32 protein-coding genes are annotated in these 25,700 nt (G+C 59.5%); 17 read left to right on the top strand and 15 right to left on the bottom strand.

The features are described 5' to 3' along the window. The first annotated feature begins 261 nt into the window (after positions 1–261). Positions 262–1,035 (top strand): tetratricopeptide repeat protein, encoded by a 774-nt coding sequence (locus HY247_05615; protein QQG48236.1) that lies wholly within the window; start codon positions 262–264, stop codon positions 1,033–1,035. A gap of 224 nt (positions 1,036–1,259) precedes the next feature. Here HY247_05615 and HY247_05610 read toward each other — a convergent pair whose 3' ends face one another. Together HY247_05610 and HY247_05605 are read right to left on the bottom strand one after the other, a co-directional pair. Further along, on the bottom strand, positions 1,260–1,673 hold the full coding sequence (locus HY247_05610) for a hypothetical protein (GenBank protein ID QQG48235.1): 414 nt from the start codon (positions 1,671–1,673) through the stop codon (positions 1,260–1,262). A 270-nt stretch (positions 1,674–1,943) separates the two neighbouring features. After that, a complete protein-coding gene (locus HY247_05605) occupies positions 1,944–2,384 on the bottom strand; it encodes a helix-turn-helix transcriptional regulator (protein QQG48234.1) in 441 nt (146 codons plus the stop codon). A 66-nt stretch (positions 2,385–2,450) separates the two neighbouring features. On the opposite strand from HY247_05605, the gene HY247_05600 reads away from it, so the two are divergent. The 3 genes from HY247_05600 (at position 2,451) to HY247_05590 (ending at position 3,894) form a co-directional block, all read left to right on the top strand. Continuing rightward, positions 2,451–2,888 carry a hypothetical protein gene (locus tag HY247_05600; protein QQG48233.1) on the top strand — a complete coding sequence of 146 codons (438 nt, stop codon included), beginning with the start codon at positions 2,451–2,453 and terminating at the stop codon, positions 2,886–2,888. Between the two features lie 250 nt (positions 2,889–3,138). Continuing rightward, positions 3,139–3,540 (top strand): hypothetical protein, encoded by a 402-nt coding sequence (locus HY247_05595; GenBank protein QQG48232.1) that lies wholly within the window; start codon positions 3,139–3,141, stop codon positions 3,538–3,540. A gap of 72 nt (positions 3,541–3,612) precedes the next feature. Further along, positions 3,613–3,894 (top strand): hypothetical protein, encoded by a 282-nt coding sequence (locus tag HY247_05590; GenBank protein ID QQG48231.1) that lies wholly within the window; start codon positions 3,613–3,615, stop codon positions 3,892–3,894. Between the two features lie 72 nt (positions 3,895–3,966). Here HY247_05590 and HY247_05585 read toward each other — a convergent pair whose 3' ends face one another. Together HY247_05585 and HY247_05580 are read right to left on the bottom strand one after the other, a co-directional pair. Beyond that, positions 3,967–4,146 (bottom strand): hypothetical protein, encoded by a 180-nt coding sequence (locus tag HY247_05585; GenBank protein QQG48230.1) that lies wholly within the window; start codon positions 4,144–4,146, stop codon positions 3,967–3,969. Beyond that, positions 4,143–4,514: a hypothetical protein gene (locus tag HY247_05580; protein ID QQG48229.1), complete on the bottom strand. Its 372-nt coding sequence runs from the start codon at positions 4,512–4,514 to the stop codon at positions 4,143–4,145. Before HY247_05580 ends, HY247_05585 begins: the two co-directional genes overlap by 4 nt. 164 nt (positions 4,515–4,678) lie before the next feature. Here HY247_05580 and HY247_05575 point away from each other — a divergent pair, with 164 nt between their 5' ends. Beyond that, positions 4,679–7,423 (top strand): hypothetical protein, encoded by a 2,745-nt coding sequence (locus HY247_05575; GenBank protein QQG48228.1) that lies wholly within the window; start codon positions 4,679–4,681, stop codon positions 7,421–7,423. A gap of 10 nt (positions 7,424–7,433) precedes the next feature. Here HY247_05575 and HY247_05570 read toward each other — a convergent pair whose 3' ends face one another. Both HY247_05570 and HY247_05565 read right to left on the bottom strand, forming a co-directional pair. After that, entirely contained in the window at positions 7,434–7,721 is a 288-nt protein-coding gene (locus HY247_05570) for a hypothetical protein (protein ID QQG48227.1), read from the bottom strand. Between the two features lie 115 nt (positions 7,722–7,836). Beyond that, entirely contained in the window at positions 7,837–8,289 is a 453-nt protein-coding gene (locus tag HY247_05565; GenBank protein QQG48226.1) for an SRPBCC domain-containing protein, read from the bottom strand. A 65-nt stretch (positions 8,290–8,354) separates the two neighbouring features. Between HY247_05565 and HY247_05560 the strand changes: the two genes are divergently transcribed. Next, positions 8,355–9,128 (top strand): PD-(D/E)XK nuclease family protein, encoded by a 774-nt coding sequence (locus HY247_05560; protein QQG48225.1) that lies wholly within the window; start codon positions 8,355–8,357, stop codon positions 9,126–9,128. A gap of 253 nt (positions 9,129–9,381) precedes the next feature. Beyond that, positions 9,382–9,792 (top strand): PIN domain-containing protein, encoded by a 411-nt coding sequence (locus tag HY247_05555; protein QQG48224.1) that lies wholly within the window; start codon positions 9,382–9,384, stop codon positions 9,790–9,792. Positions 9,793–9,804: 12 nt separating this feature from the next. On the opposite strand, the gene HY247_05550 is transcribed toward HY247_05555, so the two are convergent. After that, positions 9,805–10,152, bottom strand: coding sequence for a helix-turn-helix transcriptional regulator (locus tag HY247_05550; GenBank protein ID QQG48223.1), 348 nt, complete (start codon positions 10,150–10,152; stop codon positions 9,805–9,807). A 59-nt stretch (positions 10,153–10,211) separates the two neighbouring features. Here HY247_05550 and HY247_05545 point away from each other — a divergent pair, with 59 nt between their 5' ends. From HY247_05545 to HY247_05535, 3 genes are all read left to right on the top strand, one after another. Continuing rightward, positions 10,212–10,820, top strand: coding sequence for an NAD(P)H-dependent oxidoreductase (locus tag HY247_05545; GenBank protein ID QQG48222.1), 609 nt, complete (start codon positions 10,212–10,214; stop codon positions 10,818–10,820). A gap of 100 nt (positions 10,821–10,920) precedes the next feature. After that, complete coding sequence (locus HY247_05540; protein QQG48221.1) at positions 10,921–11,448, top strand: hypothetical protein; 528 nt, start codon at positions 10,921–10,923, stop codon at positions 11,446–11,448. Between the two features lie 48 nt (positions 11,449–11,496). Further along, positions 11,497–11,787 (top strand): hypothetical protein, encoded by a 291-nt coding sequence (locus tag HY247_05535; GenBank protein QQG48220.1) that lies wholly within the window; start codon positions 11,497–11,499, stop codon positions 11,785–11,787. A gap of 19 nt (positions 11,788–11,806) precedes the next feature. Here the strand turns inward: HY247_05535 and HY247_05530 are convergent, their stop codons facing one another. Continuing rightward, positions 11,807–13,444 carry a tetratricopeptide repeat protein gene (locus tag HY247_05530; protein ID QQG48219.1) on the bottom strand — a complete coding sequence of 546 codons (1,638 nt, stop codon included), beginning with the start codon at positions 13,442–13,444 and terminating at the stop codon, positions 11,807–11,809. 432 nt (positions 13,445–13,876) lie between these two features. On the opposite strand from HY247_05530, the gene HY247_05525 reads away from it, so the two are divergent. The 4 genes from HY247_05525 (at position 13,877) to HY247_05510 (ending at position 17,267) form a co-directional block, all read left to right on the top strand. Further along, positions 13,877–14,713, top strand: a complete 837-nt coding sequence (locus HY247_05525) for a hypothetical protein (protein QQG48218.1) — start codon at positions 13,877–13,879, stop codon at positions 14,711–14,713. Between the two features lie 120 nt (positions 14,714–14,833). Then, the gene (locus tag HY247_05520) at positions 14,834–16,312 is read left to right on the top strand and encodes an MFS transporter (GenBank protein QQG48217.1); all 1,479 of its coding nucleotides are present in this window, start codon (positions 14,834–14,836) and stop codon (positions 16,310–16,312) included. A gap of 129 nt (positions 16,313–16,441) precedes the next feature. Then, on the top strand, positions 16,442–16,660 hold the full coding sequence (locus HY247_05515; protein QQG48216.1) for an AbrB/MazE/SpoVT family DNA-binding domain-containing protein: 219 nt from the start codon (positions 16,442–16,444) through the stop codon (positions 16,658–16,660). A 64-nt stretch (positions 16,661–16,724) separates the two neighbouring features. Then, positions 16,725–17,267: a DUF1684 domain-containing protein gene (locus tag HY247_05510; GenBank protein ID QQG48215.1), complete on the top strand. Its 543-nt coding sequence runs from the start codon at positions 16,725–16,727 to the stop codon at positions 17,265–17,267. Positions 17,268–17,302: 35 nt separating this feature from the next. On the opposite strand, the gene HY247_05505 is transcribed toward HY247_05510, so the two are convergent. Genes HY247_05505 through HY247_05495 form a run of 3 tightly spaced genes read right to left on the bottom strand, consistent with a single transcriptional unit; the run spans position 17,303 to position 19,542 of the window. Beyond that, positions 17,303–17,845 (bottom strand): hypothetical protein, encoded by a 543-nt coding sequence (locus HY247_05505; GenBank protein QQG48214.1) that lies wholly within the window; start codon positions 17,843–17,845, stop codon positions 17,303–17,305. Positions 17,846–17,856: 11 nt separating this feature from the next. Further along, positions 17,857–18,690, bottom strand: a complete 834-nt coding sequence (locus HY247_05500; protein ID QQG48213.1) for an ATP-dependent DNA ligase — start codon at positions 18,688–18,690, stop codon at positions 17,857–17,859. A 3-nt stretch (positions 18,691–18,693) separates the two neighbouring features. After that, positions 18,694–19,542: a hypothetical protein gene (locus HY247_05495; protein ID QQG48212.1), complete on the bottom strand. Its 849-nt coding sequence runs from the start codon at positions 19,540–19,542 to the stop codon at positions 18,694–18,696. 309 nt (positions 19,543–19,851) lie between these two features. Here HY247_05495 and HY247_05490 point away from each other — a divergent pair, with 309 nt between their 5' ends. Together HY247_05490 and HY247_05485 are read left to right on the top strand one after the other, a co-directional pair. Then, a complete protein-coding gene (locus HY247_05490) occupies positions 19,852–20,955 on the top strand; it encodes an Lrp/AsnC family transcriptional regulator (protein QQG48211.1) in 1,104 nt (367 codons plus the stop codon). Positions 20,956–21,383: 428 nt separating this feature from the next. Then, positions 21,384–21,779, top strand: a complete 396-nt coding sequence (locus tag HY247_05485) for a VOC family protein (protein QQG48210.1) — start codon at positions 21,384–21,386, stop codon at positions 21,777–21,779. Here HY247_05485 and HY247_05480 read toward each other — a convergent pair. Then, positions 21,776–23,011, bottom strand: a complete 1,236-nt coding sequence (locus HY247_05480; GenBank protein ID QQG48209.1) for a stage II sporulation protein M — start codon at positions 23,009–23,011, stop codon at positions 21,776–21,778. The genes HY247_05485 and HY247_05480 overlap by 4 nt on opposite strands. Before the next feature lie 2 nt (positions 23,012–23,013). Beyond that, positions 23,014–23,469, bottom strand: a complete 456-nt coding sequence (locus HY247_05475; protein ID QQG48208.1) for a zinc ribbon domain-containing protein — start codon at positions 23,467–23,469, stop codon at positions 23,014–23,016. An 86-nt stretch (positions 23,470–23,555) separates the two neighbouring features. Between HY247_05475 and HY247_05470 the strand changes: the two genes are divergently transcribed. Continuing rightward, positions 23,556–24,413: a class I SAM-dependent methyltransferase gene (locus tag HY247_05470; GenBank protein ID QQG48207.1), complete on the top strand. Its 858-nt coding sequence runs from the start codon at positions 23,556–23,558 to the stop codon at positions 24,411–24,413. Here HY247_05470 and HY247_05465 read toward each other — a convergent pair. Next, a complete protein-coding gene (locus HY247_05465; GenBank protein ID QQG48206.1) occupies positions 24,410–24,670 on the bottom strand; it encodes a hypothetical protein in 261 nt (86 codons plus the stop codon). The genes HY247_05470 and HY247_05465 overlap by 4 nt on opposite strands. 47 nt (positions 24,671–24,717) lie before the next feature. After that, positions 24,718–25,671 (bottom strand): hypothetical protein, encoded by a 954-nt coding sequence (locus HY247_05460; protein QQG48205.1) that lies wholly within the window; start codon positions 25,669–25,671, stop codon positions 24,718–24,720. Between the last annotated feature and the right edge of the window lie 29 nt (positions 25,672–25,700).

Below are 25,700 nucleotides of genomic sequence, written 5' to 3'. Positions count from 1 at the left end.
TCTAAGAACTTGGAGCACGCATGCGAAAACCTCCCTCTCTCCGAGAGAGTTTCATATTGAGCCGGATGAGTTACGCAAGAAAGCCGCGAAGACAATAGGTGATACAACTTGTTGCATTCAGGCCTTGTCAGAACGGGCCAGTTCGGAAATTTCTCATGGCCACGTGAAGAAAGGTTGGGGCGATGAGGAGTTTTAGGGCCTTCTGCCATCGGTCCCCGAAGGCAGCAATGCTGAAGGCAATCAAGAGTGCTATCGACGATTATGAAGAAGAGAAAGGCTGACCCTAACAATCCCGACCTCCACAACAACAGGGGGGTGGCCCTGTGGTTCGTCCTCAGGAATGAAGATGCAATTAATGAATTCGACAGGGCCCTCGCAATAGAGCCCAAGCGTCCAGACTACAACTTTAACAAGGGTAATGCTTTGTCCAGTATGGACAGAAAGGACGAAGCCATCGTCGTGTACGACAAAGCAATCTCCCTATCCCCAAATACGTCCCACATTCACAATAACAAAGGCGTCGTGCTCTGGCTCTCGGGGAGAGAAGACGAGGCTCTGCTCGAATTCACCAAAGCAATCGAATCGGGTCAAAGTGAGCGCGGCTACTACACCAACAAGATAATCGCACTCGAAGATGCTGCCAAGTTGTCGGAAGTGCTAGAGACCATTGAAGGAGCGCTGAGAATCGACCCAATAGATCCCGACTTGCTTATCAAATATCTGGGAGTCATGGGGAGTCAGGGGCGAGGCGATGATGGTATCGCAAGAGTTGTACGTGCTATCCGAGACGGTGCTGACAGACGGGTTCTCTGTCAGTTTGCTCATTTCTGGTACACTGTCACTTCACATCGTACTGAGGAGGAGAAGGCGGTACTCAGGAGGTTTGTAACGGAGCAATGCGGAGGGGAGCGCCAGCGCAAGGTCCCCTTGTTCGCTGGTGGTCGCGATCTTTATCGTTCCCCTTGCAAATGGTCCGATGACGGAACTCGGAAAACGAAAGAGTTGCAGGAGACGATTTCGCCTTGGCTGGAATAGTCGAGCAATAGGATTAGTCTGCTAGGCTACTGCGCCAGCTTCTCTGCTGCAAGCAGCTTGTCAAAGAGGTTTCTCCTCCGGTAGTTATGTGCGGGTCCAGGCCCCTCTTCGAGCCGACGGTTCCAAAATCTATGGATTTGAGCTAACATAGGTGAGCGGCGGGTCGGAATAAAGACTCCCGAGGCATGTGCCGTCATCGCAAGAGAAGGCCTAGCCGCTCGAACCTAACCCTTGAGCTTGTATGTCGAGCGGAACAACATAATCCCTGCGAAGTCCAGGAGGGCGCTGGTCCCGCTGAAGCCTCCATGATTCAGCCATGCAATGACGACGAGGTCGCCCAGGACCGCAAGCCCTGAGATCATCATTATCGCCTGGCGGGCCATCTTCTTGTTCGTCTTCCCCCACATCCAGAGCACGAGGTAGAGTACCGCAAGCAAAATCGCCCCTGCTGACAGGAACGTGCCGGGGCCGTATCCGTAGGCGAGCTGGAAGATTCCCACGTAAAGGAAGAGGACCACGTTCACGACGAGCCAGAAGGTCATGTCGTCGACCATCGGAATCATCTTCTCCATCGAATCCATAGGACTCGCCGCGGCGGTTGCTCGGAGCGGAGGAACGGGCCCGCTGGTCTGTCTCACGTGCGCTTTGCGAGTCTCGAAGTTCGTATTTAAGGTCGAGAACGCGAGCATCAGGATAAGGTTAGGATTTCATGGTGCCGCGCTCAAATTTCGGCCTCTCGTTCACACCCTCGCCGGGTAAGAACGGGCCGTCAGGTAGTTTGTGTCGTCATGGCACAAGCTAAGACAGCGGTATTCATTCCCGGCGGTATCAAACCTGGCAGGGCATTCAGCAGCCAATGGTTAGCCTGGAGGGGGCCATTCATGGCGCGTGGCCCTTTGGTAACTGAGTTAGGGGCCTGAAGTCGGATTTCGAAGAGACTGCGGACGACGAAGTTCTCTCATTACCTGGTCCGGTGTCCTGCCCAGCCCGTCAGCCAGGACCTCCTCCGGGAAGTGCTTCAAGGAAAAGCTCGCCATCGCGAACATCACGGGGATCAAGTCCCTCCCCCTCGCAGTCAGATTGTACTGTATCAGGACCGGGTCCTCCCTGGCGACCAACCGCTCGACGAGGCCGTGCTCGATCAGCTCCCGCATCCGGAGTGAAATCATCCTGGCGTTGCTTCCGCGAGAGTGCCTCATTATGTCGTTGAACCTGGTCCTCCCTAAGACCAGTTCCCTCAGGATGTCGACCGACCAGCTCTTGCCCAGCACCTTGAAACCGGTGGCTATCGGGCAGCGGCGCAGGTTCGCGTAGTTCTCCACTGCGAGGATGAACTCCTCCTCTTGCAAGTCGGTTACAGACTTGTTAGTGCGAGTTTATATCGCTTACTTTTCGATACCAGATGTCAGAGAGTAATGCAGTCAACCTCGAGCGCTACGGCGATGCCCAAAACGCTTCGATACGCCCGATACCTGATGGTCATCTTAGTCCTGAGGCTTCTCGGGTCTCTCTTGATAGTCGCCGGGTTCAACGGGCAGTTGCCTTCTTATTTTGCGGTGCCGTTCGGCATCGGCGATACCACGGTAGGGCTGACAGCGCTTCCCGTTGCTTACATGCTAGGCAGGGGGGGCGTTCGGACGTACGCCCTCGCCCTTGTGTGGGACGTCGCAGGACTAGTCGACCTCCTGCTCGCTGCGGGGGTGACCACGTACGGCGGGGCCTTCGGGGCCGTAAGCGCCTTCTTCGGGCCAGCAATCGTACTCCTGCCCATAGACATCGTGGTTCACTTCGTAATCCTGGGTCTGCTGCTGACTCCTGCAGTAGCCCGGCACTTCGCAGGAAGAGTCGGCTGATCAGGTCCACAAGAAACTAAGCGAGACACGTCCGAATGGGAAGTAACGCACTTCCTTCAGCCTCCTCAGGGTTGCTGCGTCAGCTGCTCCCCCGTTTGAGCGTCTCAGATCTCAGTTCTGCGACATTACAACGCCTGGCCAGAAAGAAAGACAGTTCACACTTGACGAAGCCGTTCAGCCAAGCTAAACGCGGGCTGGCCTGGCTTTCAAAAGTGGTGTATCAAATGCCCTCCGGACGATACCACTGGCGATGTTCGAACGAATCAGGCGAACCGTCAGCAAGCCCGCGACAGCCGGGCGCTGGGACCCAGACCAGGCGCTTGAGCCAGAGGTCGAGGCGGACCAAGAGCCACGAGTCGAAAACACAGTTCCGGCATCTCCACCAACAGAGACACACAAGTTCGACTCCAGCGGCGTCGAGTACCAGAGGACCCTCGTCCAGACCGCCATAGACCAGGGCGGCAAGCTCTACAACCATGAGATGTCGCTCCCATGGCTGAGGACGATCCTCGCAGGCCTCGAAGGAAGAGAGGTCAGGCCCGAGGACGCCTGGGACGCCGAATCAATCGACATGCCAGAAAGCCCAGTCCCTCCGACCTACTACAAGCTGTTCCCAGCGGAAAGGGAACCCGAGCCGGGGCACTTCAGATAGAGAGTCCCGGGGTGGCTTGAGACGTCCTCAAGCGGGAAGCGCCAGACATCAGGGAACGGGGCCTCAACGAGGATGCGCAGGCTCTCCTACGACTACCAGTTGACCTACCTCCACGGGGCCTCGCGGGATGTGATAGGCGAGATTACGGACAACAGGGTGAGGATAAGCCTGCCGAGCCTCATCGACAACTTCGAGAGGAACCTGGTCGACGAGGTCGCGACCACATTGATTGTGATTCTGCTGCACGAGCTCTCCCACTGGGGAGACGAAGGGGACTATGGAAACGACTTCTCCCCCAGCCCCGGGTGGAACGAGATGCTCGTCAGGACAGTTTACAACAACGGACTCTCATGACTTGGAACCGTCCCCAACGAAGCGTCCCATCCTCCTCTTTCATTCCTTCCAACGGCCGTTCATTGACGGAACCTATGCCAGAAGTTGCTTTTCCAACTCGACTTTGTTAGTCCGGAGTTTGACCTTCGCGGTTTCCAGGCTGGCTGACAGAATTGCAATCTGAGCAGCTATCAGCTCGAGTTTCTTGGGATCATCCGCCAGATCCTTCAGCTTCTTAGCAATCTGTTCTTTCTCGGTTCCCATGTCAGTCATTCTATCCCTAGCATCTTCTTAATCGTTTCCAATTGTTCCTGCGTCGTCTGGACGACCTGTTCGGTGGATCGGAATGTGCCCAAGGCATTGGTCGCTGCCGTCTTGAAACCTTCCCGCTCACCTGTCAAGTCCTGAACTTGTTGAGCGAGGGTCTGGGTGGGGCGCTGCCCAAAGTAGAATGCGACTACGGCTGCAACGAGCGTACCAAAGGTCGATGTTACGGCCTCCAGGGAGGCGGAGAGACTCGTAGTCCCTACATTGGAGAACAATACATCGCCGTAAAACAGGATAAAGGCAGTTATCAAGGCGATTCCAATGATAAATTGGTATGCGGAGTCGTGATGGACCCGCTTCTCAATCGGAGCCATTACTACACATATCCAAGGCCCACGATATAAGAGGAACTCCACGACAATCTCACTCCAGAGGTGACTCTCGCCAAGACGCAATTCACGAAACTGGTTGAGAGGATTCCTGTCCTGGCTCCTTGAGATGCCACTCTAAATAACCACGGCGCGGGCCTCCGACTGAGTTGGAGTCTGACTCCGCGGTTGGACCTTCCCGGCTGATTAAGTGGGCGACCCGGCTCGTCCTTGTTCTGATCGCGGTCGCAATAGTCCTGGCGATAGCATGGGTGATTCTGCAGTGGTCAATCGCCGAGTCGGTCTACTCAACCAAGGCGGGCCTCGACTGGTTCGGCATCGTCTTCTACCACGAGTACACTTTCATCGCCGCGGGGCTCTTCGCACTCCTTCTCGTGCACCCAAAGCCCGGAGGCAGCGACCTGTGGAGGCTTGGGACTGTGCTCCAGAGGCTCGCGAGGCCATACGAATCGGAGCAGGGAGGGCTGAGACTCAGCGAGAAGATGAACGTCTGGCTCTGGGCCCTCTGGCAGACCTTGAAGTGGGCGATGGGCTTTTACTTCTTCACCGCCGCAGGGGGCTTCCCCTTCCTAGGCCAGATCATGAATCCCATCATGATGATGTCGATGGGCCTGGGGAGCTGGTCTGACCTCCCGCGCATCTTCACGCTCCCTTTCGCTCCGGCGTCCGGTGCCGGGTTCGTGGCCCTCATGCCCTCGATGTCCATCCAGTACGCCGTCCTCTCCTACACTCTCTCTGCCGTCCTCCTGGTCCTGGCGGTCCGGACTCTGCTCCGCCTGCTGGCCAACCTTGCCATACGGAAGAGCGACGTCTGGATCAGGAACTTCCTCACTTTGATTGCCGCCATACTCTTCGAGGTCATACTGGGCGCGCCCTACTGGCTGATGAACATAGCAACGCCCTACGTCTATGGCATAGCCTGGAGCGCTCTCCTTCTCACTGCGCTAGGCATCGCCTCCCTCTCTAGGAGGAACGCCCAGGCACCGACGCTGAAGCTCTTCAAGGCCGTCGCCGTCGTCCTCGTGATACTCCTGCTCGTCCAGGTGGCGGCCGGCGCAGTCTATTTCTTCAACTGGAACAACAACTACCTCGCCTACTCGTGGCACCCCCAGACCGAGAAGCAGATCGCTGTCACGAGGTGGGCCGCTGGCCTCGACGGGATCCACGTCAACAACATCACGAGCCTGCCGACGAGCAACCCGATGACGACCCTGGACCTCGTCCGGCAGTGGGACCAGCAGGCAGCGACGGTCACCAACACCAAGGAGATAGGCGCCTACAACTGGATGGGCCTCGCCAGCTCGGAGATCGTCTTCTACAACCGCACAGAGTACTGGGTCTCGCCGACGACTCCCACCTTCCCCTCTACTGACTGGATCAGCGAGCACCTGATCTACACCCACGCGGCGAAAGTCCTCGTGATCAACACGCACAACGGCTCGGTGATCCCGACTGAGAGCGCCTACGGCATCGGCTCCGAGCCCCCGATCTATTACGGCGAAGGGGACGGGTTCAACCAGAACGTGTACCTCCACGTCCAGGGCTACGACGAGATTCAGAACGCCTCCTACGCCGGAGCGCCCGACTACGTGCTGGACGGCTGGCAAAAGTCGATGTGGTTCACCTTCGCGGAGGCGCAGCTGGGCTTCGCCTTCTCCGGCAAGTCCGTGGACATGCAGTGGAACAGGAACGTCTTCTCAAGGGTCGGGGACCTGCTCATACCGGGCCTCACCATGGACCCCTCGGCCTACATCGTATCAGACGGTCACAGCCTCTTCTACGCTGTGCAGGTCTACATCGACTACCCCCTGCGGTCGGGGTTCTCCGCGAGCCCCTACCTGAGGTTCTTCGGCGTGGCCCTCGTCAACATCCAGGACGGGGCGGTGCAGGGATACACGGTCTCCAACCTGCTGGGGACGAACTCTTCTGACTTCATCACGAAGTTCTACCAGAAGTACTACAGCAGCTGGACGGCCCCTCCCGCTTGGCTCGTCCCCCAGCTCAGGTATCCTGAACAGCTCCTCGGCTCGCCCGACGTGCCGGGGCAGCTCGACTACGACTTCATCTATCACATCAGCGACCCCTTCGTCTTCCGGTCGGGCACCCAGTTCTACGAGAGGGCTGGGGACAGCGGCGTGCAGTACATCCCCTTCGCGGTCGGGAACCAGACATACTTCGTAGGTCTGCAGCTCGCGCAGTACCAAGGCGTAGTCAGCAAGAACCTGGGGGCGCTCTACATAGCCTACGGCGGGGACAGGCTGGGGCAGGTCTACCTCTACCAGAACCCCTCTCAGTCGGCGCTGATCATCGGCCCCACGGCCGCGGAGAACGCCCTGACGACCAACCAGCAGGTTAGGACCCAGCTGACCCTGCTCCCCAACTACAGGTTCGGCTCCTACCTCCTCTACTCCGTAGGAGGTCAGCTCACATACTTCGTGGCGGTCTACACGAACCCGGGCAGCTCAGGAGTTGTGACCCAGCTTCCCTTCATGACTGCGGTCAACCCTTCGTCAGGCGCCGTCGGGGTCGGCCCGAGCGCGGTGGCGGCTTTTGAGGACCTCGGAGCGGGCAACTCCACGACCGGGGTGACTCCCAGCAGGGAGGCCCTGGTCCATGAAGTAGATGCTCTGATCGCCGCCCAGGGGTACGGCCTGGTCAACGCGACCTCAGTCAACCCGACGGTCTACATCAGCCAGGGCAGCTTGTCCCTGAGCACTGCGGGAGAGAACCAGACGAAGGCCCTCGTGGCCAACCTGATAACGACCTACGGCCCCGGGAGCGTCGACCACACCGTCTATTCCTGGAGCGACAGCTCAGGAGACCTCAACTTCGGCGTCTTCGTAGTCCCCGCCCAGGGGGTCACTTACCTGTACTACGTCACGGTGAAGCCCTAGCGAACCTGGACTAGCGCCTGGCGAGGATGATGACGACCACGACGATCACCGCTATCAATCCGATCACGATGAGCCTGAGGGCCCCGTTCCGCTCGGAGATCATGAAGGTAGCGTTCAGTTGCGCGAGGGGGCTCCTGGAGTTGAGCATCTTCACCAGTTCCAGTGCCTCCTCGTAGACGAACTTACCCCCGTCGACCGCGATGACGTTGTCTCCCTTGAGCACGAAGCTGTGCCCCTTGACCGCGAGAGGAAGCTGCGACCTCCTGTTTACCCATTCACGGAACTGCTCTTCGCTCAAGGCTCAGCGCCAACGCCCTCCGAAGGCTTTTTTCTGCTTTTCCTCCGTCTCAACCCAGCTCTCTCCCACCAGGCTGGAGGTCGCCCTTGCCCTCGGCGGCTTGGCCTTGCGAAACTCAAGGGTTGTCGTGGACCGACCGTAGGTCGACCCCTTGGCTCAGCACGGACTTCAGGTTGGTCAGGAAGTAGGCCCAGCCTGATTGAATCGCCCCGAAGAGCCAGAGCCAGTCGTCGCCGTCCTTGAATCCCGTGTGCTTGACCTCCAGGAGAGTCCCTTTCCCCTTCTTCGCAAGGGTGAACGAGGCCTGGGTCTCGAACTTCTTGCCCTTCACTCTGTCAGGCCAGGTAAGCACCAGCTTCTTGTTTGGGACGACCTTCTTGACGATGCCCGTGTGGCTGCTCCCTCCTCTCCAAGTGAAGGTGTAGGTGCTTCCTTCGACCGGCTTGATTTTCGCCTTCCCCAGGAACCACTTCACCAGCTGCCTCGGCTCGGTCAGCGCTTTGAACACGGTCTCCGGGGGAGAATCGTAATAGTAACTCTGGCTGATCACAAGTTTTCTGGAAACCACGCATCGGTGGCGCTCCAGGGTAGATTTAACCAACGAGGTCCAAGCCAGGTGCTGAGGCCTCGGCTGTGTTCTGGGACGACCTCTGGAAGCGCGAAGAGAGATTCCGCCTGTCCGCCAAGCCCGAATTCCGGCACAAGACTGCCTTCGTAGCGGTCTCTTCCATCGCGGAGCAGTTCTACTGCGAGTACAAGCTGGAGAACGAGTTCGCCTTCGGCGAGGTTCCCACTGAGGCAAAGAGCACAGGCACGGAGCTCCACAACGAGCTCATCCCCCAGGAGCCGATCACAAAGGAACAGTTCGCCAGCCTGGTAGAGAGGAAGAAGCCGAGCTTCGCGGTCCTTGGAGTCTGGGGAAGCGTCGGGGGCCTCAGGATAGTGGGGATGCCCGACCACATCGTCTGGTCCCAGGGGAAGCCTCTCTGGCTCGTCGAGCTCAAGACCACCAGGGGCGACCCGACCTCCCTCTGGCCGGACCAGATGGCCCAGATCCGGATCTACGCGCTGCTTCTGGATCTGATGGGGTTCGACTGCTCCCGGCTCAGGCTCGCCCTTGTCAGACTGAGGACCGAAGGACTCTCTGATGAGGAACGGAGGCTCTGGGTCGAGAGGGTGTCTGAGCGTCTGCAGTCAGACAAGGTGGTGGAGCTTGAGGCCATGTACAAGGACACCATGAAGGTGCACCTCCTTCCGCATGACAGGTCTGCGGCAGTGGCGAACGTCATGGAGACCCGAGGGTATTGGCTCGGGGAGAGGGAGCCCACCTCCAGCACGAGCGTGGGCAAGTGCAGGGCCTGCGAGTACAACCCGGTCTGCCCGAAGAGCCTGTTCAAAGGCCCCTGAACGACCCGCATCCTTCAACGGTTCTTATGTACGGGTATACCGTTATGCTCGGTGAGCGAAGTGGGAGCATCAACAACTGTGAAGGTCTCGAAGGAGACTGTAAGGAAACTGGCTGCGCTTCAGAAGACCCTTCACACCAAGAACATGGACTAGACCATACGCGTCCTCGTCAAGAGACTTCGAAACGAAGCTCTCGAGTCTGCTTTCGGGGATGACAACGTGAAGTCTAGAGTCTTCATGGAGTCAGACCGACTTGAAGACCCTGGTTTACTCCTACGCCTGGGTAGAGATCTTCAAGGCGAGCGCCGCCGGTGAGGTCGCGAAAGAGCGGATAGAATCCTCCGATGAGGCGTTCACACCCGACGTGATACCGGCCGAGCTTACAACGAAATACCTGAGGGCAGGCGAAGGGCAGTCGTCCATCAGAAACTGGTTGTCGCTGACAAACGGAGCTACCGAGGTGCTCGGGATCAACATCCCCGTTGCCGAAGAATCCGCAAGGGCATCGCTCGACCTCACGAAGAGGGCCAAGGAGAGGGGACTGTCCAAGCCCGGCCTAGCTGATGAGATTGTGCTCGCTACTGCGTGCATCAAGCAGGCAGAGGTCCTCACGGGCGACCCACACTCCAAGGGACTTTCTGGCGTAGTGTGGCTCGGCATGTGAACGGAAAGAGATTCAGGCCTCTATCCGAGGGTCGAGGTCCCTGTAGGCCTGCAGGAGGGCCCTGAGGCGCTCCCCCTGAGGCGTGAGCGAGTACTCCACCGCGAACGGCTGGGTGTCGAGCACCTTCCTCCTGACGAAGCCACTGTCGACCATATGTCGTAGGGCCCTTGAGAGCGTCCTGGAGTTGAGAGAGCCGCTCTTCCCCATGGCCAATATCTGGTTGAACCTCCTCGGCCCGTCGAGGAGGTACGCCGCCACGATCAGGTGCCAGGGCGAGCCCGCCCTCTTGATCCCGCGGACCAGTGAGCAGACTTCAGGGGTTGCGATCTCCTCCCCTTGGGCAACTGACAGCGATGTCATCTGGTAGACACCGGGTCCATCGGGTTTTATAAACTTGCTTTCTGTTAGCAACTAACGATATGTTAGCGACACCCCTTCAGACAAACTCCGCACGAATCCTCGCCATTTCGGGCAGCGGCAGGAAGGGCTCATTCAACACGGCCCTGCTCAAAGCTGCGATGGGGCTCCTTCCCGAGGGTGTCTCCATGGAGATCCATGACGTTTCGCGTTTCCCACTCTACGACCCGGACGCCGAGTCGCAGATGCCTCCCATGGTCAAGAGGTTCAAGGAGAAGGTCCGCGCTGCCGACGCGATCGTCTTTGCCACCCCTGAGTACAACCACAGCATCTCCGCGGTCCTGAAGAATGCAATCGAGTGGGGCAACAGGCCTTGGGGGGACAACTCCTGGAAGGGGAAGCCGGCGGCTATAGTGAGCGCCTCTACTTCACTTACAGGAGGCGCCAGAGCGCAGGAACATCTCAGGCAGATAATGGTCGACCTTGACATGCATCCTTTGAACCATCCCCAGGTCCTAGTGGCAAAGGCCCACGAGAAGTTCTCTCAGGGCCTCATCCTGCAAGACGAGACCACCAAGGAACTCGTCAAGGCTCTTCTGGCGCAACTCTTAGAGCGAACCAGAATTGCAGAGGTCGCTGGTTCCGTTCAGACCACACCTGTCAGCGCCTAGGCCCCGTCCTGGTCACGTATCCTACGCTGATCTTGCCCTTACATCTAGTACATCTCCGTAAACCCCATTATAGGCCGGGGAGAGGGCTTCGGTAGTCCGGATGTCCGACAGCGAGTTTCTCAAGCTGGAGAAGGCCGAGCAGGAGGTCCTCGCTCAAATCGCCAAGCAGAGGAAAATTTGCGATGACCTGAGGGCGGACTCCCAGGCTACCCAGGAATCTTTCCTCACCTCTTACGGCGTGATATTCCGGCCTCTCGAGGCCAGCCTGATGAAGCTCGAGGGCGATTCGTGGTCTAGCCATCGCAGCGCGCTGAAGAACGCCGTCGGGCGTTGCGGGCCTTCGTTCAACGAAGTCCGGACGTCCCAGGACATTGCAAACCTTCACACCTCTCTGAAGTCCAGCATCAAGCAAGCGCTCGAAGCAACAGATTCTACGGTCAACCAGTTTCAGGAGATGAGCGCCAGTCTCCGCAGGCTCGATGCGATAGTTCTTGGGCGAGACACCCCTGACATCCTTGAAGAGCTCCAGGCCAAGAAGCAGAGACTAGAGAAGGAAGAAGAGAGGCTGAAAGGCCTTCAGGCCAGGTACGACCGCTACTTCGGGGAAAGGAACCCGAAGAAGAACTGAACCGTTTCCACTGCGAAAGAAGATAACGGGGAAGCTTCTAAGTGGGTCGTGGCTGAGTCCAAGGAGATTACGACCTTCGAGGAATTGCGCAAACTTCGGCTCGCCGACGACGGCTACATCGTAATCAAGGACACCGCTCGCGACCCGATTGTGCACAAGATCAACTCAACGTGCATCTCCACGGACAACTTCAACGTCAAGGTGATCCTCAACGAGAGGAGGACTGGAAGCTACTTCTGGGTCGACAGCGTAGCGACCGCCGGGCGCGAGTTCGGGGCCAAGCGCTGCAAGGTCTGCAAGCCTGAAACTCACTACATAGATCCTTCCGCCTTGAAGTAGGAGCTGTACTCCCGGCAGGCTAGTGCGGTACTTCAAGCAGCTCGAGTATTCTCTTCAATCGGGAGGATTCACTCAGCTCCCCGAAAATCGGCCCCGCAACTTGGGTCCTGAAGTCCGGGACTCTTTGTTTGAGAGCTGCTTCCAAGAGTCCCAGGCACTTGTCGAAGTTCCCCAGCCCCAAATGCACCTCCGCCAAATTGAGGGTTGTCACGAGCCCTCTCTTCCCGGACTCGAGCTCGTGAAGTATTCGCAATGCTTCGACTCTCTTCCCGGCCTTGCCAAGGGCGTAGCCCAGGTCAGCCTTGAGCACGGGTTGCCCATGGCTGAGGCGGACCGCGGTCTGCATCTCTTTGACGCCTTCTCTGTAAAGTCCCAGGCTCACCCTGAGCAGCCCCAAGTAAGCGTGGTAGTTGTAGAAACTGGAGAACTCGGGGCTGGCCGCGGCTGCGCGCTCCAGCACCTCGATGCCTTCGCGCTCTCTGTGCGCCATCCAGTATGCCTGCGCGAGTGTCGTCTGCATCGCGTTCGAAAACGGGTCGAGTTCGAGGGCTTTCTTCGCTTCGTCGATCGCCCTGTCGTGGACCCCGTTCTCGCTGAGGAGTATGCTGAGCCACTGGTGCGCCGACGAGAAGCTCGGCTTCAATCGGACTGCACTCTCAAGCTCGGTCTGTGCGTCTCTCCAATTCCAGTCAATCTCATGATAGATCACCCAACCGAGGGAAGCGTGAGCCTCGGCCAAGTCGGGGTCTAGTTCGATCGCACGGAGGACCATCTCCCTCGCCCTTTTTGAAGCCGCTTTCCTTTCGGCGAACCCGTAGGCTGCCCGAAAGTAGAAGCAATTAGCGAGTCCAGAGTACGCCAGGGCGTAGTTAGGGTCGGCCTCCACGGCCTTCTCGAAGTACGCTATCGCCTTCTCGAAGCCCGCCTCAGTCCTCTCTCCCCAATAGTGCCTGCCCTTTAGGTAAAGGGCGAGCGCCTTCGTGCTGCTAGTGGGGGGCGTCCCCATTCTCTGGCTCTCGGAGGGCAGTAGCTTGACCTTCAAGAACTCGGTGACCTTCTCGGAAACGTCCGACTGGATCTCGAAGATGTCCCCGAGCTCCCGGTCGTAGCTCTGCGCCCAGACGTGGCCGTCTGTGTTCGCGTCGATGAGCTGTATGGTTACGCGTATCCTGTTCCCTGACTTCCTCACGCTGCCTTCGATGATGGACCCGGCCGAGAGCTCGGAACCGATCTCCGGGGCGGTCTTGTCGGTGGCCCGGTACGCCAGAGTCGAGGTCCTCGAGATGACGGAGAGCCCGCTGACGATTGAGAGCCTAGAAATCAACTCCTCGCAGACTCCGTCGGCGAAGTCGGCATCGCTCGGGTTGCGGCTCATGCTTGCGAAGGGCAGGACGGCTATCTTCGTCCTGTCCAACCCTCCCGACTGTCTCCGGAGAGTCTTCCCCAGGGCAAGGGAATCGACGAAGGCCTGGACTGGCTTCCTGTCGTAGGCCACCCTAAGCTTGGAGACGAGCCCGCCCCTCCCCCTCTCCTTTGGGAAGACCCTGGCCTCTAGAGACCCTTCGCGGATCAAGGCCCTGACGAAACTCCCCAGGCCGCCCGTTTCCCCGTACATGTTTCTGGGGGAGATGTGCGCGCCTCGCGCCGCTTCAGTCAAACTCCTCCAGCCAGAACTCTCGAGCGCGAGCCGGTCCCGCATGTAATCCCGAACGAACGAAGCGGCAAGGAATTCGAAGAGCCTGCGACTCTGGTCATCCGGCCGTCGAGAGAGTTTCAGCGAAGCACCTGCGGCTGAGCGACTCAAGGCTCTGGCTCGATTCGCTGGGGCGACGGCTTGATTCTAATAGATTGCTGAAGCTCCCCGCCAGCCGAGCGAAATTGAAATCTCATGTTCCACGCCTCGTCTAACCAAAGGAGGTGTATTCCATAAGAATGGCGCCAATGGACTCGAATCTCGATACCAAATCGAAGAAAATGCCATAGAACAGCCCTGACGAAGCTAGAAAGGGAAAAAACCCAGCCCTGGTCCGCGCGAAAATCCCCTACTATTTTCGTCTACCATGGATGAACTGTGCGAGCAGGGTCTCCGATGGTCGCTGCAGCGGTTGTAGTCGTCACGCTTCTCGGAATCGGCGCCCTGGCCGCCTTTGGAAGATATCCCTCCTCAGCTCCTTCGCTTGGCCTGACGCCGGGGACTACGCTCGATCTGGGTTCTGACCCAGCGTCACTGAGCCTCGAGCTCAGAGACTGCACTATCGCTCAGAATCCATGCGCCCTGATTCAGGGACCTAACCCTCCAAAGACCGCCTGGATTCCGATTAGCACCTTCGTATGGGGAGGGACTAGATTTTCTGCCAACGGGGCAGGTCACATCATCCTCGGAGCGGCCGGCCTGAACTTGGTGAACATCACGGAGGGCTCAGGCTGCGGCCTGAACGCTAACGGCTTCGACCTACCTTGTTCTTACAGTACGAGTGTAGTGAACGCACTTCTGGGAGGACACAAGATCCAGGCAATAATACACATCTTCGCGTCAGGGGCTGCGGGTATCACTTTCGAGATTTTCCAGCTAAAGATTGGTTTCGCGACGCAGGCCTACGTAGTCGGATACACTCAATCAGGCTTCACAGGCGCTTCGACTCCCGGCACCGACAACATCGTGATCAGGACTTGCGACGTCACCCTTGTACATCTGAACGGGGGGCAGACGGCCAGCACCGGGGACCTCTGCAGGCCCCGAGTCTCCTCGACGACCACGCTCTCTACAATCACGCTCACCAATGCCACCACGGTGACCAGTACCTCCTTCCTTACGTCCACTTCGACTGTCATTACTTACGAGACCACTACGGCGACGGCGTCGACAAACGTCACGTGTTTCAACTGTGAAGTGACGGTCACGACTACTTCCAGTTCAACCACCTGACTTCAATCTGTCGAGCTAAGCGGCCTAGCCGTTGCCTTGAAGCTTGGACAGAAACCTAGGAGGGAAGAATCCATCAGAGTGGCTTAAGAACCGGCGCAATTGGGCGGGCAAAGAACTCCAATGGAGAATCCACCTGCAGCTCCCCCGAGCCGGCCGCCCCACGTCCGCCTGGTCTTCATCCTCGTCATAGCCGCGTTCTTCATGGACATAATCGATGCGTCGATCGTCACTGTCGCGCTGCCTTCCATCAGGACCGAGTTCATAGCCTCGATCGCAGCCAGCCAGTGGATATACGGCGCCTATGCGATCACCCTAGCAGGGTTCCTGCTCCTGATGGGGAGGGCGGGGGACGTCTATGGCCAGAAGAAGATATTCATGGCCGGGCTGGTCCTGTTCACGGTCGCCTCCTTCGCGGGCGGTCTCGCGCCGTCCCTCCTGTTCCTGATCGTCTCAAGGGCGCTCCAGGGGATAGGGGCTGCAATGACCACTGTCACAGCGTTCGCGATCTTCATCAGACTCTTCCCGGAAGGCCCGGAGCGGAACAAGGCCTTCGGCTACATCATCGCCGTCCTGTCTGGCGGGTTTGCGGCCGGCGCCGTCACAGGGGGAGTCTTGACGACCTTTCTTGGCTGGCGCTGGGTGATGTTCATCAACGTCCCGATAGGGATTGTGACGGTGCTCTTCTGCCAGAGGTACCTTCCTGGAGGAGGAGGCTGGCTGAAGAACCAGCGCCTCGACGTCCCAGGCGCCCTCACCGTCACCACCGGCATCATTCTGTTCGTTTACGCGCTGACCAACGCGGCGGGCGTCGGATTCGCATCAATCTCGACCTTGGTCCCACTCGGCCTGGCGGTCGCCACCCTGGCCACATTCGTGGCCATCGAATCGAAATCGAAGTCGCCTCTGATGCCTCTCTCCTTCGTCAGGCGCGGGTCGGTCCTGACGGCCAACGCCATCGCCCTTGTCTTGACCTCGGTCGTCGGAGGCGTCTCGTTCATCGTCCCGGTCTACTTCCAGAACGTCCTAGGCTACTCGGCAGTCTATTCTGGCATCCTTACGCTTCCTCCGGCTCTCGTCTTCTTCCTCGTGGGTGGATGGGGGGCTTCGCGCCTGGTCAATCGCCTCGGGGCAAGGCGGGCAATCCTCCTGTCGGCGCTGTTGATCATCTTCGGTACTCTACTGATGACGCCGATGTCCGTCAACGGCAGCCCCTTCGTGCTCATGCCGGGCTTCGTGGTCTGGGCCTTCGGGGCGAGCATAGGGTTCCCAGCCGTCAACATCGCTGCCGTGGCGGGGACGAAGCCCGGAGAGGAGGGCCTCGCCTCCGGCGTGGTCAACACGTCTTTTCGTATCGGGTTTCCTGTCGGACTCGCCGTGCTCCTAACCATCGCAGGGGCTTTCGACCCGCCGGCCGCGGGGTCACCTTCAGCGGTCGCCCAGGGGATCGTAGCAGGGTTCCAGGTGGCGATGGTCGCAGCTGCGCTGCTCGGGGTCTTGGCATTCGTGATCACGCTCCGCCTGAAGGATGTCAAACCCTCCTGGGCCCAGCAGGGGCCGCAGACGGGCGCTCCAGAGGTCCCTGCAATATCGCCAAGCTGACGACAAAGCTCTTCTGTGGGCACGACTTCGCGAGGCTTTCATCAAACCTGAATTCGCGGAACCTGGATGCGGGTAATTTCCTACGGTATGACGTATGGGTTAAATGTCGATTGAGGGTGCTTGTCGCTGATGCCAAAGTCGAAGGTGACGTCGAAGTTTCAGGTGACCATCCCCAAGGAAGTGCGCGAAGAGGTCGGCATCAGGGCCGGCGAAATCATCTCCATCGTGGCAATCTCTGGAGAAGAAATTCGGGTGAGGAGGTCTCCCAGGGTATCTGACCCCCTCTCCGTGCTGGTGGGCCGGAGAGCCCACGACCGGAGCGTGACCGTCGAAGAACTCGAGGCCTAGCCGCGGGGCACAACAGGCGCAAATCCCAGAAAGATTCTTCTTGGGCGAGTTCCGTACGTCTCTCATGAAGCCCGAGGATGTTGATACTTGGAACAGGGCGCTGTTGAGGTTCAGGGAACAGAAGGACGAGTTCTACAAGACCGGAGACGACTCTCCGCTTCCGCACGGGGATCGGGCTACTTTCGACGGTCTGAAGTACTTCGAGCCAGATCCGGGCCTTCTGTTCGAGGCCAAGCTCCAGAGATACCAGAGCACCGACAGCGTAATCATGACCACCAGCAAGGGCACCCGCCAGCTCTTCAACAAGGTCGGTTACTTTGAATTCACTGCCGGCGGCCAACCATCGCGCGTCCAGGCCTACCAGTCCGCGGAGAGGGAAGACCCGCACCTCTTCATCCCGTTCAGGGACGCGACTTCGGGGAAGGAGTCATACGGCGCCGCGCGCTACATCGACCTCGAGGTGCAGCACGACGACCAGTACCTGCTCGACTTCAACTACGCCTACAACCCCTACTGCGCCTACAGCGACGACTTCGTCTGTCCACTCCCGCCGCACGAGAACTGGCTCTCAGTTCCAATCCGCGCTGGCGAGATGAAATTCCATTAGGCCGCGGGCTGCATCGAAGACCCTAGCTCGTCCTTTCACTCTTCGTATACAGGGCCCTTCTTGGACCCCTTGCCGCGGTCATCGGGCGGCTTGAACTTCCACCCCAGGAGCCTCCCCACTTCTTGCTCAGTCCTCGTCTTCACGAGGCGCGGCGGCTCGTCCCTCGTCCAGAGCCCCTTCGAGTTGATGATCAGCCCCCTTTCCCTGGCCTTGATGGTCATGCCTATCGTATGCCCCTTGGGCCCCGTCGCCCACATCTGGGTCACGCCCCACGCGTCCGCGTTGAGGCACAGGAACAGGTTGACCTGGATGCCCTTGTAGACGAACGTGGAGATCGTGTCCCCGAAGGGGCCGACTGACCCGCCGATCTCTCCCACCCTCTTCGTCACTCTGTCCTTCCAGGCAGCGAAGTCCTTTCCCTTCGGGATAACCGCGAAGTCGATGTCGTGGACCACGGGCTCCTTCCTCCTTATGCTCCCCGCGAGCAGACACTTCGAGTACAGACCCTTCGTCTTCGCAAGAAAATCAAGGGCCACGCGCTCTGCGGCCTCGAGTGGCAGGTCCTTCTTGAGCGACAAGCGACTCCTGCCTAAGCGAACTGTGACATCAGGCACTCTTCGGGAGTCTTGTCGTGCCTTACCCTCAGGATGTACGGCGCCCTCAGCTTCTTGTCGCGCGTCAGCTCCTGGAACCTGATCTCGACGACCGAGCCCTTCTTGACCTGCCGAGGGTCCACCTTCTCGAAGGTCGACCCCACCTTCCCCAGGTCCACGACCTGGCCCGCGTCGTCGTACACGCCGACCCACCACGACCTCGCAACCCCCGTCTGCCTCATCTCCTTGGTCTCCTCGAAGTCGACTACGAAGCAGTCGACGGTGTCGAACCTCTTCAGCTTGAGCCACGAGCCCGGCTGCCCGTATGCCGACTCGGGGTTCTTCACGACCACGCCCTCCCCTCCCTTCTTGATTGCGAGGTCCTTGAGCTGGAGTATCTTCTCAGGGGTCCTGGCCTGCATGTAGTCCACCTCGAGGCCCGTGCCCTTGAGAATCTCTCGGAGGACCTTCTTTCTTGCCCTCAGAGGCTTCTCCCTCAGGTCCCTGTCGTCGACCTGGAGCACGTCGAAGAGGAAGAGCCCCTTGGCCTCTCTTGCGAGGTACTCGCCGTCGAGTATCATCCTGTGCGGCGCGTGGAGGAATTCGGGGACCCTCGAGAAGACGGCCGGGCTCCCCTTGGGGGTGTAGACTCCCCCGTGCTTGCTCGACAGGACCAGCTTCTCTCCGCTCTTGAAGAGGAAGACCCTGATGCCGTCGTACTTCCTCTCGACGAGAGCGGGCAGGGGGTTCTTGACGAGCCATGTCCCGAGGTCCTGCTTGACTGCCTTCGCATAGTTCTCCCCGACATAGTTCGGGAGCTGGTCGCTCAAGGCCTACTTCGAGATGACTGCCTTCGCCTTCTTCTTTCTTGCGACCGGGACGGCAGGGAGGCGCTGTCTCCCCTTCTCCTCCGAGATGGCCCAGGCGTCGTCGAGCTTCAGGATCCCCTCGCTCATCCCCATCAACAGCCAGAGCCTTCCGTCCTTCCGCTCGTACGGATAGATGACGCTCGTGTAGAAGTTGTAGCCCCTCCCCCACGAAAAGAACGCGACCAGCGCCATGTCCTTCTCGATGAGGTACCGCGCAAGCTGCATGATCCTCGAGTTGGTCTCTCCTACCTTCTTGTCGGTGTCGGGCGCGAGCTGGTAGACTTCCTTGAACTTGTACTCAGCGACCCTGTCAAGCGGGACGAAGCCGTCCTTCTCCACCTCGATCCTCGTGGTCCTGTCGAAGGGCTCTACCTCCTCCCCCTCCTGCTTGTCCATCGTCTGCGCGAGGGGCACCTCTATCCACTTGCCGGTGAACTCAAGCTCGTACTTCAGAAAGTAGCGCTTCTCCGTCTTGGCGAAGACGGGGAACCCGTCCTTGTACCTGACGTGCTTCTTGACCTCCTCGGGCGAGACTTCCTGGACGTCCAGGCGCTCCCCGCTGGGCCCCTCTTTGTAGCGATAGATCCGCGGGACTTCCCTGCTCACGACTTCCTTGCCCGACTTCTTGTCAAGCTTCACCACCTTCACTGGCTGGAGGTCTCCGTGCGCCTTGGCGGCCCTCATGTGGTACTCCACCGCCCCCAGGCCCAGCGTAGGGATGTCCAGGCTCAGGACCCCTCGCCATGAAGCTCTTGAGACCGCCGCGCTGTCGGCCTGCTTCTCCACCTCTGAGAAGATGTCCCCCTTGGGCAAGACGGCGTGAAAACCGGGCCTTCGTAATTTAACGTTGCCCCGCTAGATCCAGTAGGCCATTAAGGCGGGCCGAGCCATGTGGCCCAGAAGTCACAGCGGACGCCAAACTTGAAACGCCACACGCCATGAGATTTGAGCAAATCCAGTGGATGCAGCCAACACGCATGAGGGCCCAAAGTCGCAGATACGACCGCAGGCTCGTGGCCTTCCAAGAGCGTCTCTGGCTGTTCTCTCTGTAGGACCCCTGCACGACCGTAGCTGACATGGCCTCGGAAGACTAATTATCGCTAGGAACTCCTGGTGGCCGGGTTGGAAGGACCCAAGACTGTCCAGAGGTTCCAGAAGGACTCAGGGGACGTCGAGGCCCGGATAATCGAAGCGATACAGAAGGTGGGGCCGAAGAATGTGTCGCTGCTTTCGAGGCTGACGGGCGTCCACGCCGAGACGGTGCGCTACAAGCTCAACAAGAGGTTCAAGAGGCTTGGGTTCCGCGTCCACGCTGAAGCCGACTACAGAAGGCTGGGCCTCGTGCCACACTGGGGAGAGCTCCGACCATCCCCGAGGCTTTCGGTGCCTCCAAGATCCCTCTTCCTGGCGCTGAACCAGCACGCATACCTCGCCTACTATGGCAAGCTGCTTCCCCAGGGCACATTCGCTTGCCTATTCTTGGTCCCCGAGGAGAGGGCGAGGGAGCACCGAGAATTCCTCTCCTACCTCAGGGCCCGGGGTCTCCTCCAGAGCTACGCCCTGACAGAAGCGATCGACTTGAGGCATCCGACCATGAATCCCCGCTACTTCAACTTCCAAGCCAACAGGTGGGACATCGACTGGAGTCAGCTGAGCCAGTCTAAACGCGCCGTCGGCGAGCGGACCAAGAAGACGAGGCCTGCGCACCTCGACTACAACGACCTGCTCCTCTTGAAGGAGTTGCAGATTGACGCGCTCCAGCACATCGCCTCCATAGCAAAGAAAGTTGGGGTTCACCAGAAGACGCTGGAGTACCACTACAGGGTCCATGTGCAGAAGGCCGGGATGGTCTCGGGATACCTCATCAGGTGGCAGCGCGACATCGAGAGGTCGGTGTCCCACAGCGCCCTTCTTGCCAGGGTCACCTTCAGGGAACTCGGAAGAGAGCTCGGGAGGGCCAGGGACGCAGTCGGGAGGATTCCATTCCTTTGGGAAGAGAACACGATGTCTGACGGTTCCTATGTGGCCACCCTCTGCATCCCGGTCCAGGAGGCGAACTCGACTTTTGACTATCTAAACAGCCAGATCCCCGACCTGTATGGCAGGGTGGAGCTCTCCTTCGTCAAGAAGACCGAGGCGAGCGCCTTCACCATTCCTCACCACATGTTCGACGGCGTCTGGAAGTACGACCTAGAGAAGATGAAACGGCCGTTCATGAAGTTCTAATAAATCGGAGGGCGCCTCCTAGATGGAGACGCCGCCGCCTACTTCGTCCAGGGGGCTGATTGATGCCCCAAGGGCCGCTGAGAGGATTGGAAGGGTCACAGTCAGCAGGAACAGACCCAACCTCACCTTCTGGTACGTGAACATGAGACGAAGGGCATCAAAGTTACTCCTTCTACTTTTTCATCGAAAAGTCCTAACAGATTAATGAAATTCTTGAAACAAACGGTGCGCCCGTGAGAGCCGCCAGGCTGAAACCGCGCCGCCTCTGACGACTTCTATAGCCGATGCCGAACACGCACGCCAAGAGCAGTCTGGCGTCTATTCGTTTTCCCAGAGCCAGAATCCATATTCTAGGTCTGTGACCTAAGGCCGCTCGCTGTCCCGCGAGGCGAAACTGCCTTCTATGACTGTCGTCAAGTCATGCAAGGATGCCGTCTGAGCACCCCTTCAAGCGCCTGGCCTATGTCTACACGGGGACGAAGGACTTCGACGGAGACCACAAGTTCTATCTTGAGGTGCTCGGCGCGCGGCTAGTGTGGGAGTTCAAGGAATTCGGAGCGAGGGTCGCGGCCTTCGACCTCGGCGGAGAGCCGTACATCCTCCTCGCCGACCACGTCAAGGAACCCAGCAAGAGGCTGATCTACGAGGTGGAGGACCTCAAGAAGACCACCAAATTGCTCAAGGCGAGGGGCTGGGAACCGGACGGCGAGCCCTTCGAGATCCCTGACGGCCCCTGCGTCAACTTCGTCGACAAGAGCGGGAACGAGTTCGCACTCCTCCAGATGAGCAGGCCACGGATACTCGAGTCGAAGTCAGAAGGTTAGGCCGGGGCCTTGTATGCCGTCGCCCTCCGGAGCCAAGGAAGGACCCTCTGCACGAAGAAGAAGGCTCCCACGCCCACGGGCAACCAGAGCACCAGCGCCCCGAGCCCTAACGGCGGCTCGATCACCTCCAGGACTCCGGCTACGACAAGCAGGAAGACCGCGCCGAGCATCGCGAAGGACATCCTGACCGAGCGCCTCGCGAGCCTCGTCCCCAGGGCGGCAATCGGGAGCGGGTTGCGGTTTGACACGTAGTACAGCCCTGCCGCGGTCGCGATGGGGTAGCAGAGCTCTTCGACCCAGGTGTGGGGGAAGAGGAAGAGGAACAGGGTGGCGGCCCAGCCGGTGATGTGCCCCTGAATGGCGATGACCTGCAGAATCCTCCCGGTGTTGTAGGATGAAAAGAGGAGCGAGAACAGGCCGAGGCCTGGTATCCCGCTGATCAAGACCACCTTAGTGTTGTTCAGGAAGATCGCCTGGAACTCCTGAATGAGAGGGAGCGAGGCGGTCTGGCTGATCGTGCCCAGCGTCGCGGTGTAGGCCTGCTCCTCTCCAGCGAAGAACGGGAGCCCTGCCGCGAGGAAGAGCACGGCGACGTTGGCCGCGAACAGGACTCCGACGAGCGCCGGGAAGTTGGAGAAGATCGCAAGGGCCCTCCTCGGGGAATCGACCCTGAGCTTCCCGCCCAACCTCGAGGCCAGGCCTTGGTTGATCAACTGGACGTCGGCCTCGTCGAAAGTCGCCGAGAGCCTCTGACGGAGCCGCCTGCTGGTGACGAAGACCGTGCGACCGCGCAGCCTCGCCTTGTCGACCTCCGCCCAGGCCACGAAGACCGACCCTCTGCGCCTGGCCAGCTCTTCGATTGGCAGCTTCCCGAGTCTCTCCATGCCACGCCACTTGAACTCCTCATAGGCCGGAGCCGCGAGCACGAACCAGGCTGTGTAGTAGACTCCCCACGAAGGTGTCTGGAACACGTAGTAGAGCGGGACGAGCACCAGCAGGGACGCAAGGCCGATGAAAGCCACGAAGTATTCGGACCTGATCCTGACCTTGAGGAGCCCCTCCTCCGACAGGAAGACCTCGCTGTTGGTCCCCAACCCTCTCATCGAAAATGGTCTGTCCGCCACGGCTTCCAAGGAACGGGGAGCCTCCCTTGCGAGCAGGTCGTGACCGCAGTTCCTGCAGAAGGGCTGCCCCTCCTCCACCTCGACGCCGCACTGGGTGCAGAACTTCATCGCTACGCGAACTTTGCCCGCCTGTAGCCGTCGTAGGCGAATGCGAACGGCAGCAGGAAGGCCAGGAGGATCAGTGCGTCGAAGGGCGACACTGTACCCGAGCTCCCTCCCCCGCCGCTCCCGATTCCGGCGTTGGAGAGGCTGACCGCGATGACTCCCCCCCAGAGGCCCACCGTATAGAACAGGAAGACAAGGAAGCCGAAGACCACCTCCCCCGCGTCCCTTCCGAGGCCTGTGTAGACGTAGCCCATTCCGGGGAGGAAGAAATTCAGGACGGCTGCGCCGGCCGGACTCTTGACCTGCTCAGAGGGAGCCGACGGCGGGAGCGAAGCCTGGGAAGGCTGGCCCATTGGAGAGGCGGAAGAGAACGCCGTCGCGGCCCTCTCAAGGCTCCTTCCGCAGCTGTGGCAGAACTTGTCGTTCGGAAGGGACTGCTTCCCGCAGTTGGGGCAGAACAAACGAAAAGCTCCGGATTGGCTTCGATTTATCGGTTCTCGATTCAATGGCGGAGGCTTCTTAATGCCCGGGGCAGTCGGATTCCCGTATGACCCCAGAGGAAGCCGCGTGCCTCTCCAACTGCGAGCTCTTCAGCAAGTCAGCCGAATACTTCGAGGCGAACATTGTCCCGCTCTGGCAGGTCCTCTACGACACGATGTCAGGAAGGGCAGGCGCCACGCCTGGTTCGAGAGTCCTCGACGTGGGGACCGGCACCGGCGAGATTGCGCTCAGGATGAGCAGGGCAGTCGGGGATAGTGGCAGCGTGTTGGGCGTGGACACCGTGGAGCAGATGCTTGCAATCGCCATGAGAAAGGGAAAGGCGGCCGGCTCATCAAACCTAACGTTCGAGGGGATGAGCGCTGAGAAGCTGAGCCTGGCCGACGACTCCTTCGACCTTGTCGTGGGCAACTATTCGCTCTGCTGCTTCATGGACTACGCGGCCGCCCTGAAGGAGTGCCTGAGGGTCCTGAAGCCCGGCGGCCGCATCACTTACAGCCACAGCGGGCTCGGCGACCCGAAGGAGGTCGAGACGACTTCGGAGATCTTCGAGAAGTACAAGACCAAGGCCCCGACAGAGAGGCTCGCAAAGATCCGCGAGGCAGACCTGCTTCAGAACGAAGCCGTTGAAAAGTACAGGGACCCGGAAGTGGCCCTCGCGCTCATGAGGCGGCTCGGCTACGCCGACTCCAAGGCCTCGCAGGAAGACCGGGTGGTGAGATACAGGGACGCCCTGGCGTACGTCGAGAGGGAGCTGGCCTTCGACTGGCGCGACGAAGCTGCGGAGATGTCGGCGCAAGAAATTCAGAGCTTCAGGAAGGAGGCCCTGGCGGCACTGGGGGGTTCCCCCGGGCACGAGCTTGTGATCAAGGACCACACGGTCTTCTTCACCGGCCGAAAGGCCTAGCCTGACTTGCCGAGAGCCTTGCCCAGCATCGCGTAGAACTCTTCGGCGACCTTCGGCTCCAGGTTGAAGCCCTGCTTCGTGGGTCCCGTGTAGCGGTTCCCCTTCACCCAGACGCGGAACGAGATCACTTCTCGCCCGTTCCTCTTCGTGACTCCCCTCTGGAACTTCACGGTCGTCGCCTGGCCCAGCACGACTTCGCCGATGTCCTCTACGCGCTCCCAGTATTCTTCGCTCTTCTCCTCTGACGTAACGCTCACCTCCCCTCAGTCATATCCGCCCTACCCGCTCTTAAGCCCAAAGCAGGCTACGTCAGCCTGAGCTCAATTCCAAGCTTCTTGGAGAGGTTGCCTATGTCCTGGGCAACGTAGAGAAAACCCATCCATGCCCACGGCCCCCATCTCCTGATGCCCTCGCGCTTGACCCTGCTGATCGCGTCCCTCGCGTTCTTGGGCTCCCTGCCGAAGAATAGCTTCCCGAAGACGTCCACGGACCAGGCGTCGATTGGGAACCCTGCCTTGGGATTGATGATGTCCGCTGAGTAGTCGCCGACGCCGGGGAGCTCCATCAGCAACTCTCGAGCCCTGGCAGGGTCCATCTCAGAGATCTCGCCGACGCTCGGGAACCGGTCCGCAATCATCTTCGCAGAGCCCACGACGTACTTCCCCCTGTAGCCCAGCTTGCATTCCCTTGACAGCTTCACGGGGTCGACCAACGCCAGCCTCTCTGCGGGCGGGCCCACGAGCAATTCCCTCCCGTCGAACTCGACGGTGTCGCCGTGGTGCTCGTTGATGGCCTCCATCATCTGGTAGCTCCGCTCAAGGCGCGCCATCTGGAGGCAGATGCTCAGCACGACAGAATTGAACAGGGAGGAGGCCTGGGTGTCGTGCATCCCGTAGAGGTCCCTCACCGCATGGCGCAGGATGCCGTCTTTCCTCGCGAACCTGTAGAATCCAGCGAGGTCGTCGTCCGCCCCCGCAAGGGCCCTGAAGGTCCGTTCGAGCTTCCTCCTCTCCTCCGCAGTGAGCTTCCGCTTGGTGTAGGCCTCGGCCCTGAGTACCGGCCCCTCTACCGTCCCTGCTGACCTGACCTTGAAACCGGTCAGCCTCCCGTCGACCCAGGCCGCCGTCCAGAGGGTTTCATCCTCGAAGACTTCTTCGTGGTTGATGAAGTCCCAGCCCGCAGGCTTCCTGAGCGTCGCCCTGAAGTCGTAGGGCGGGACCGGCCTGACCTCGAAAGAGAACCTATTCTTCGCCTTCAATTCTGATACTGGGACCTAGGCCCTACTTG

This window comes from archaeon, assembly GCA_016432545.1.
In the GTDB taxonomy this organism is placed as follows: Archaea; Thermoproteota; Nitrososphaeria; order Nitrososphaerales; family Gagatemarchaeaceae; genus UBA183.
Note: the sequence above shows the minus strand (reverse complement) of the source record. Positions and strands in the feature narration are given on the sequence as shown.

Excerpts from the sequence above, each read along its gene's own strand:
- HY247_05540 (QQG48221.1), top strand. The coding sequence starts at position 10,921 with ATGTCCGACAGCGAGTTTCTCAAGCTGGAGAAGGCCGAGCAGGAGGTC.
- HY247_05525 (QQG48218.1), top strand. The coding sequence starts at position 13,877 with ATGGTCGCTGCAGCGGTTGTAGTCGTCACGCTTCTCGGAATCGGCGCC.
- HY247_05515 (QQG48216.1), top strand. The coding sequence starts at position 16,442 with ATGCCAAAGTCGAAGGTGACGTCGAAGTTTCAGGTGACCATCCCCAAG.
- HY247_05545 (QQG48222.1), top strand. The coding sequence starts at position 10,212 with ATGTTAGCGACACCCCTTCAGACAAACTCCGCACGAATCCTCGCCATT.
- HY247_05485 (QQG48210.1), top strand. The coding sequence starts at position 21,384 with ATGCCGTCTGAGCACCCCTTCAAGCGCCTGGCCTATGTCTACACGGGG.
- HY247_05520 (QQG48217.1), top strand. The coding sequence starts at position 14,834 with ATGGAGAATCCACCTGCAGCTCCCCCGAGCCGGCCGCCCCACGTCCGC.
- HY247_05590 (QQG48231.1), top strand. The coding sequence starts at position 3,613 with ATGCGCAGGCTCTCCTACGACTACCAGTTGACCTACCTCCACGGGGCC.
- HY247_05580 (QQG48229.1), bottom strand. The coding sequence starts at position 4,514 with ATGGCTCCGATTGAGAAGCGGGTCCATCACGACTCCGCATACCAATTT.
- HY247_05510 (QQG48215.1), top strand. The coding sequence starts at position 16,725 with ATGAAGCCCGAGGATGTTGATACTTGGAACAGGGCGCTGTTGAGGTTC.
- HY247_05615 (QQG48236.1), top strand. The coding sequence starts at position 262 with ATGAAGAAGAGAAAGGCTGACCCTAACAATCCCGACCTCCACAACAAC.
- HY247_05595 (QQG48232.1), top strand. The coding sequence starts at position 3,139 with ATGTTCGAACGAATCAGGCGAACCGTCAGCAAGCCCGCGACAGCCGGG.
- HY247_05550 (QQG48223.1), bottom strand. The coding sequence starts at position 10,152 with ATGACATCGCTGTCAGTTGCCCAAGGGGAGGAGATCGCAACCCCTGAA.
- HY247_05600 (QQG48233.1), top strand. The coding sequence starts at position 2,451 with ATGCAGTCAACCTCGAGCGCTACGGCGATGCCCAAAACGCTTCGATAC.
- HY247_05480 (QQG48209.1), bottom strand. The coding sequence starts at position 23,011 with ATGAAGTTCTGCACCCAGTGCGGCGTCGAGGTGGAGGAGGGGCAGCCC.
- HY247_05470 (QQG48207.1), top strand. The coding sequence starts at position 23,556 with ATGACCCCAGAGGAAGCCGCGTGCCTCTCCAACTGCGAGCTCTTCAGC.
- HY247_05585 (QQG48230.1), bottom strand. The coding sequence starts at position 4,146 with ATGACTGACATGGGAACCGAGAAAGAACAGATTGCTAAGAAGCTGAAG.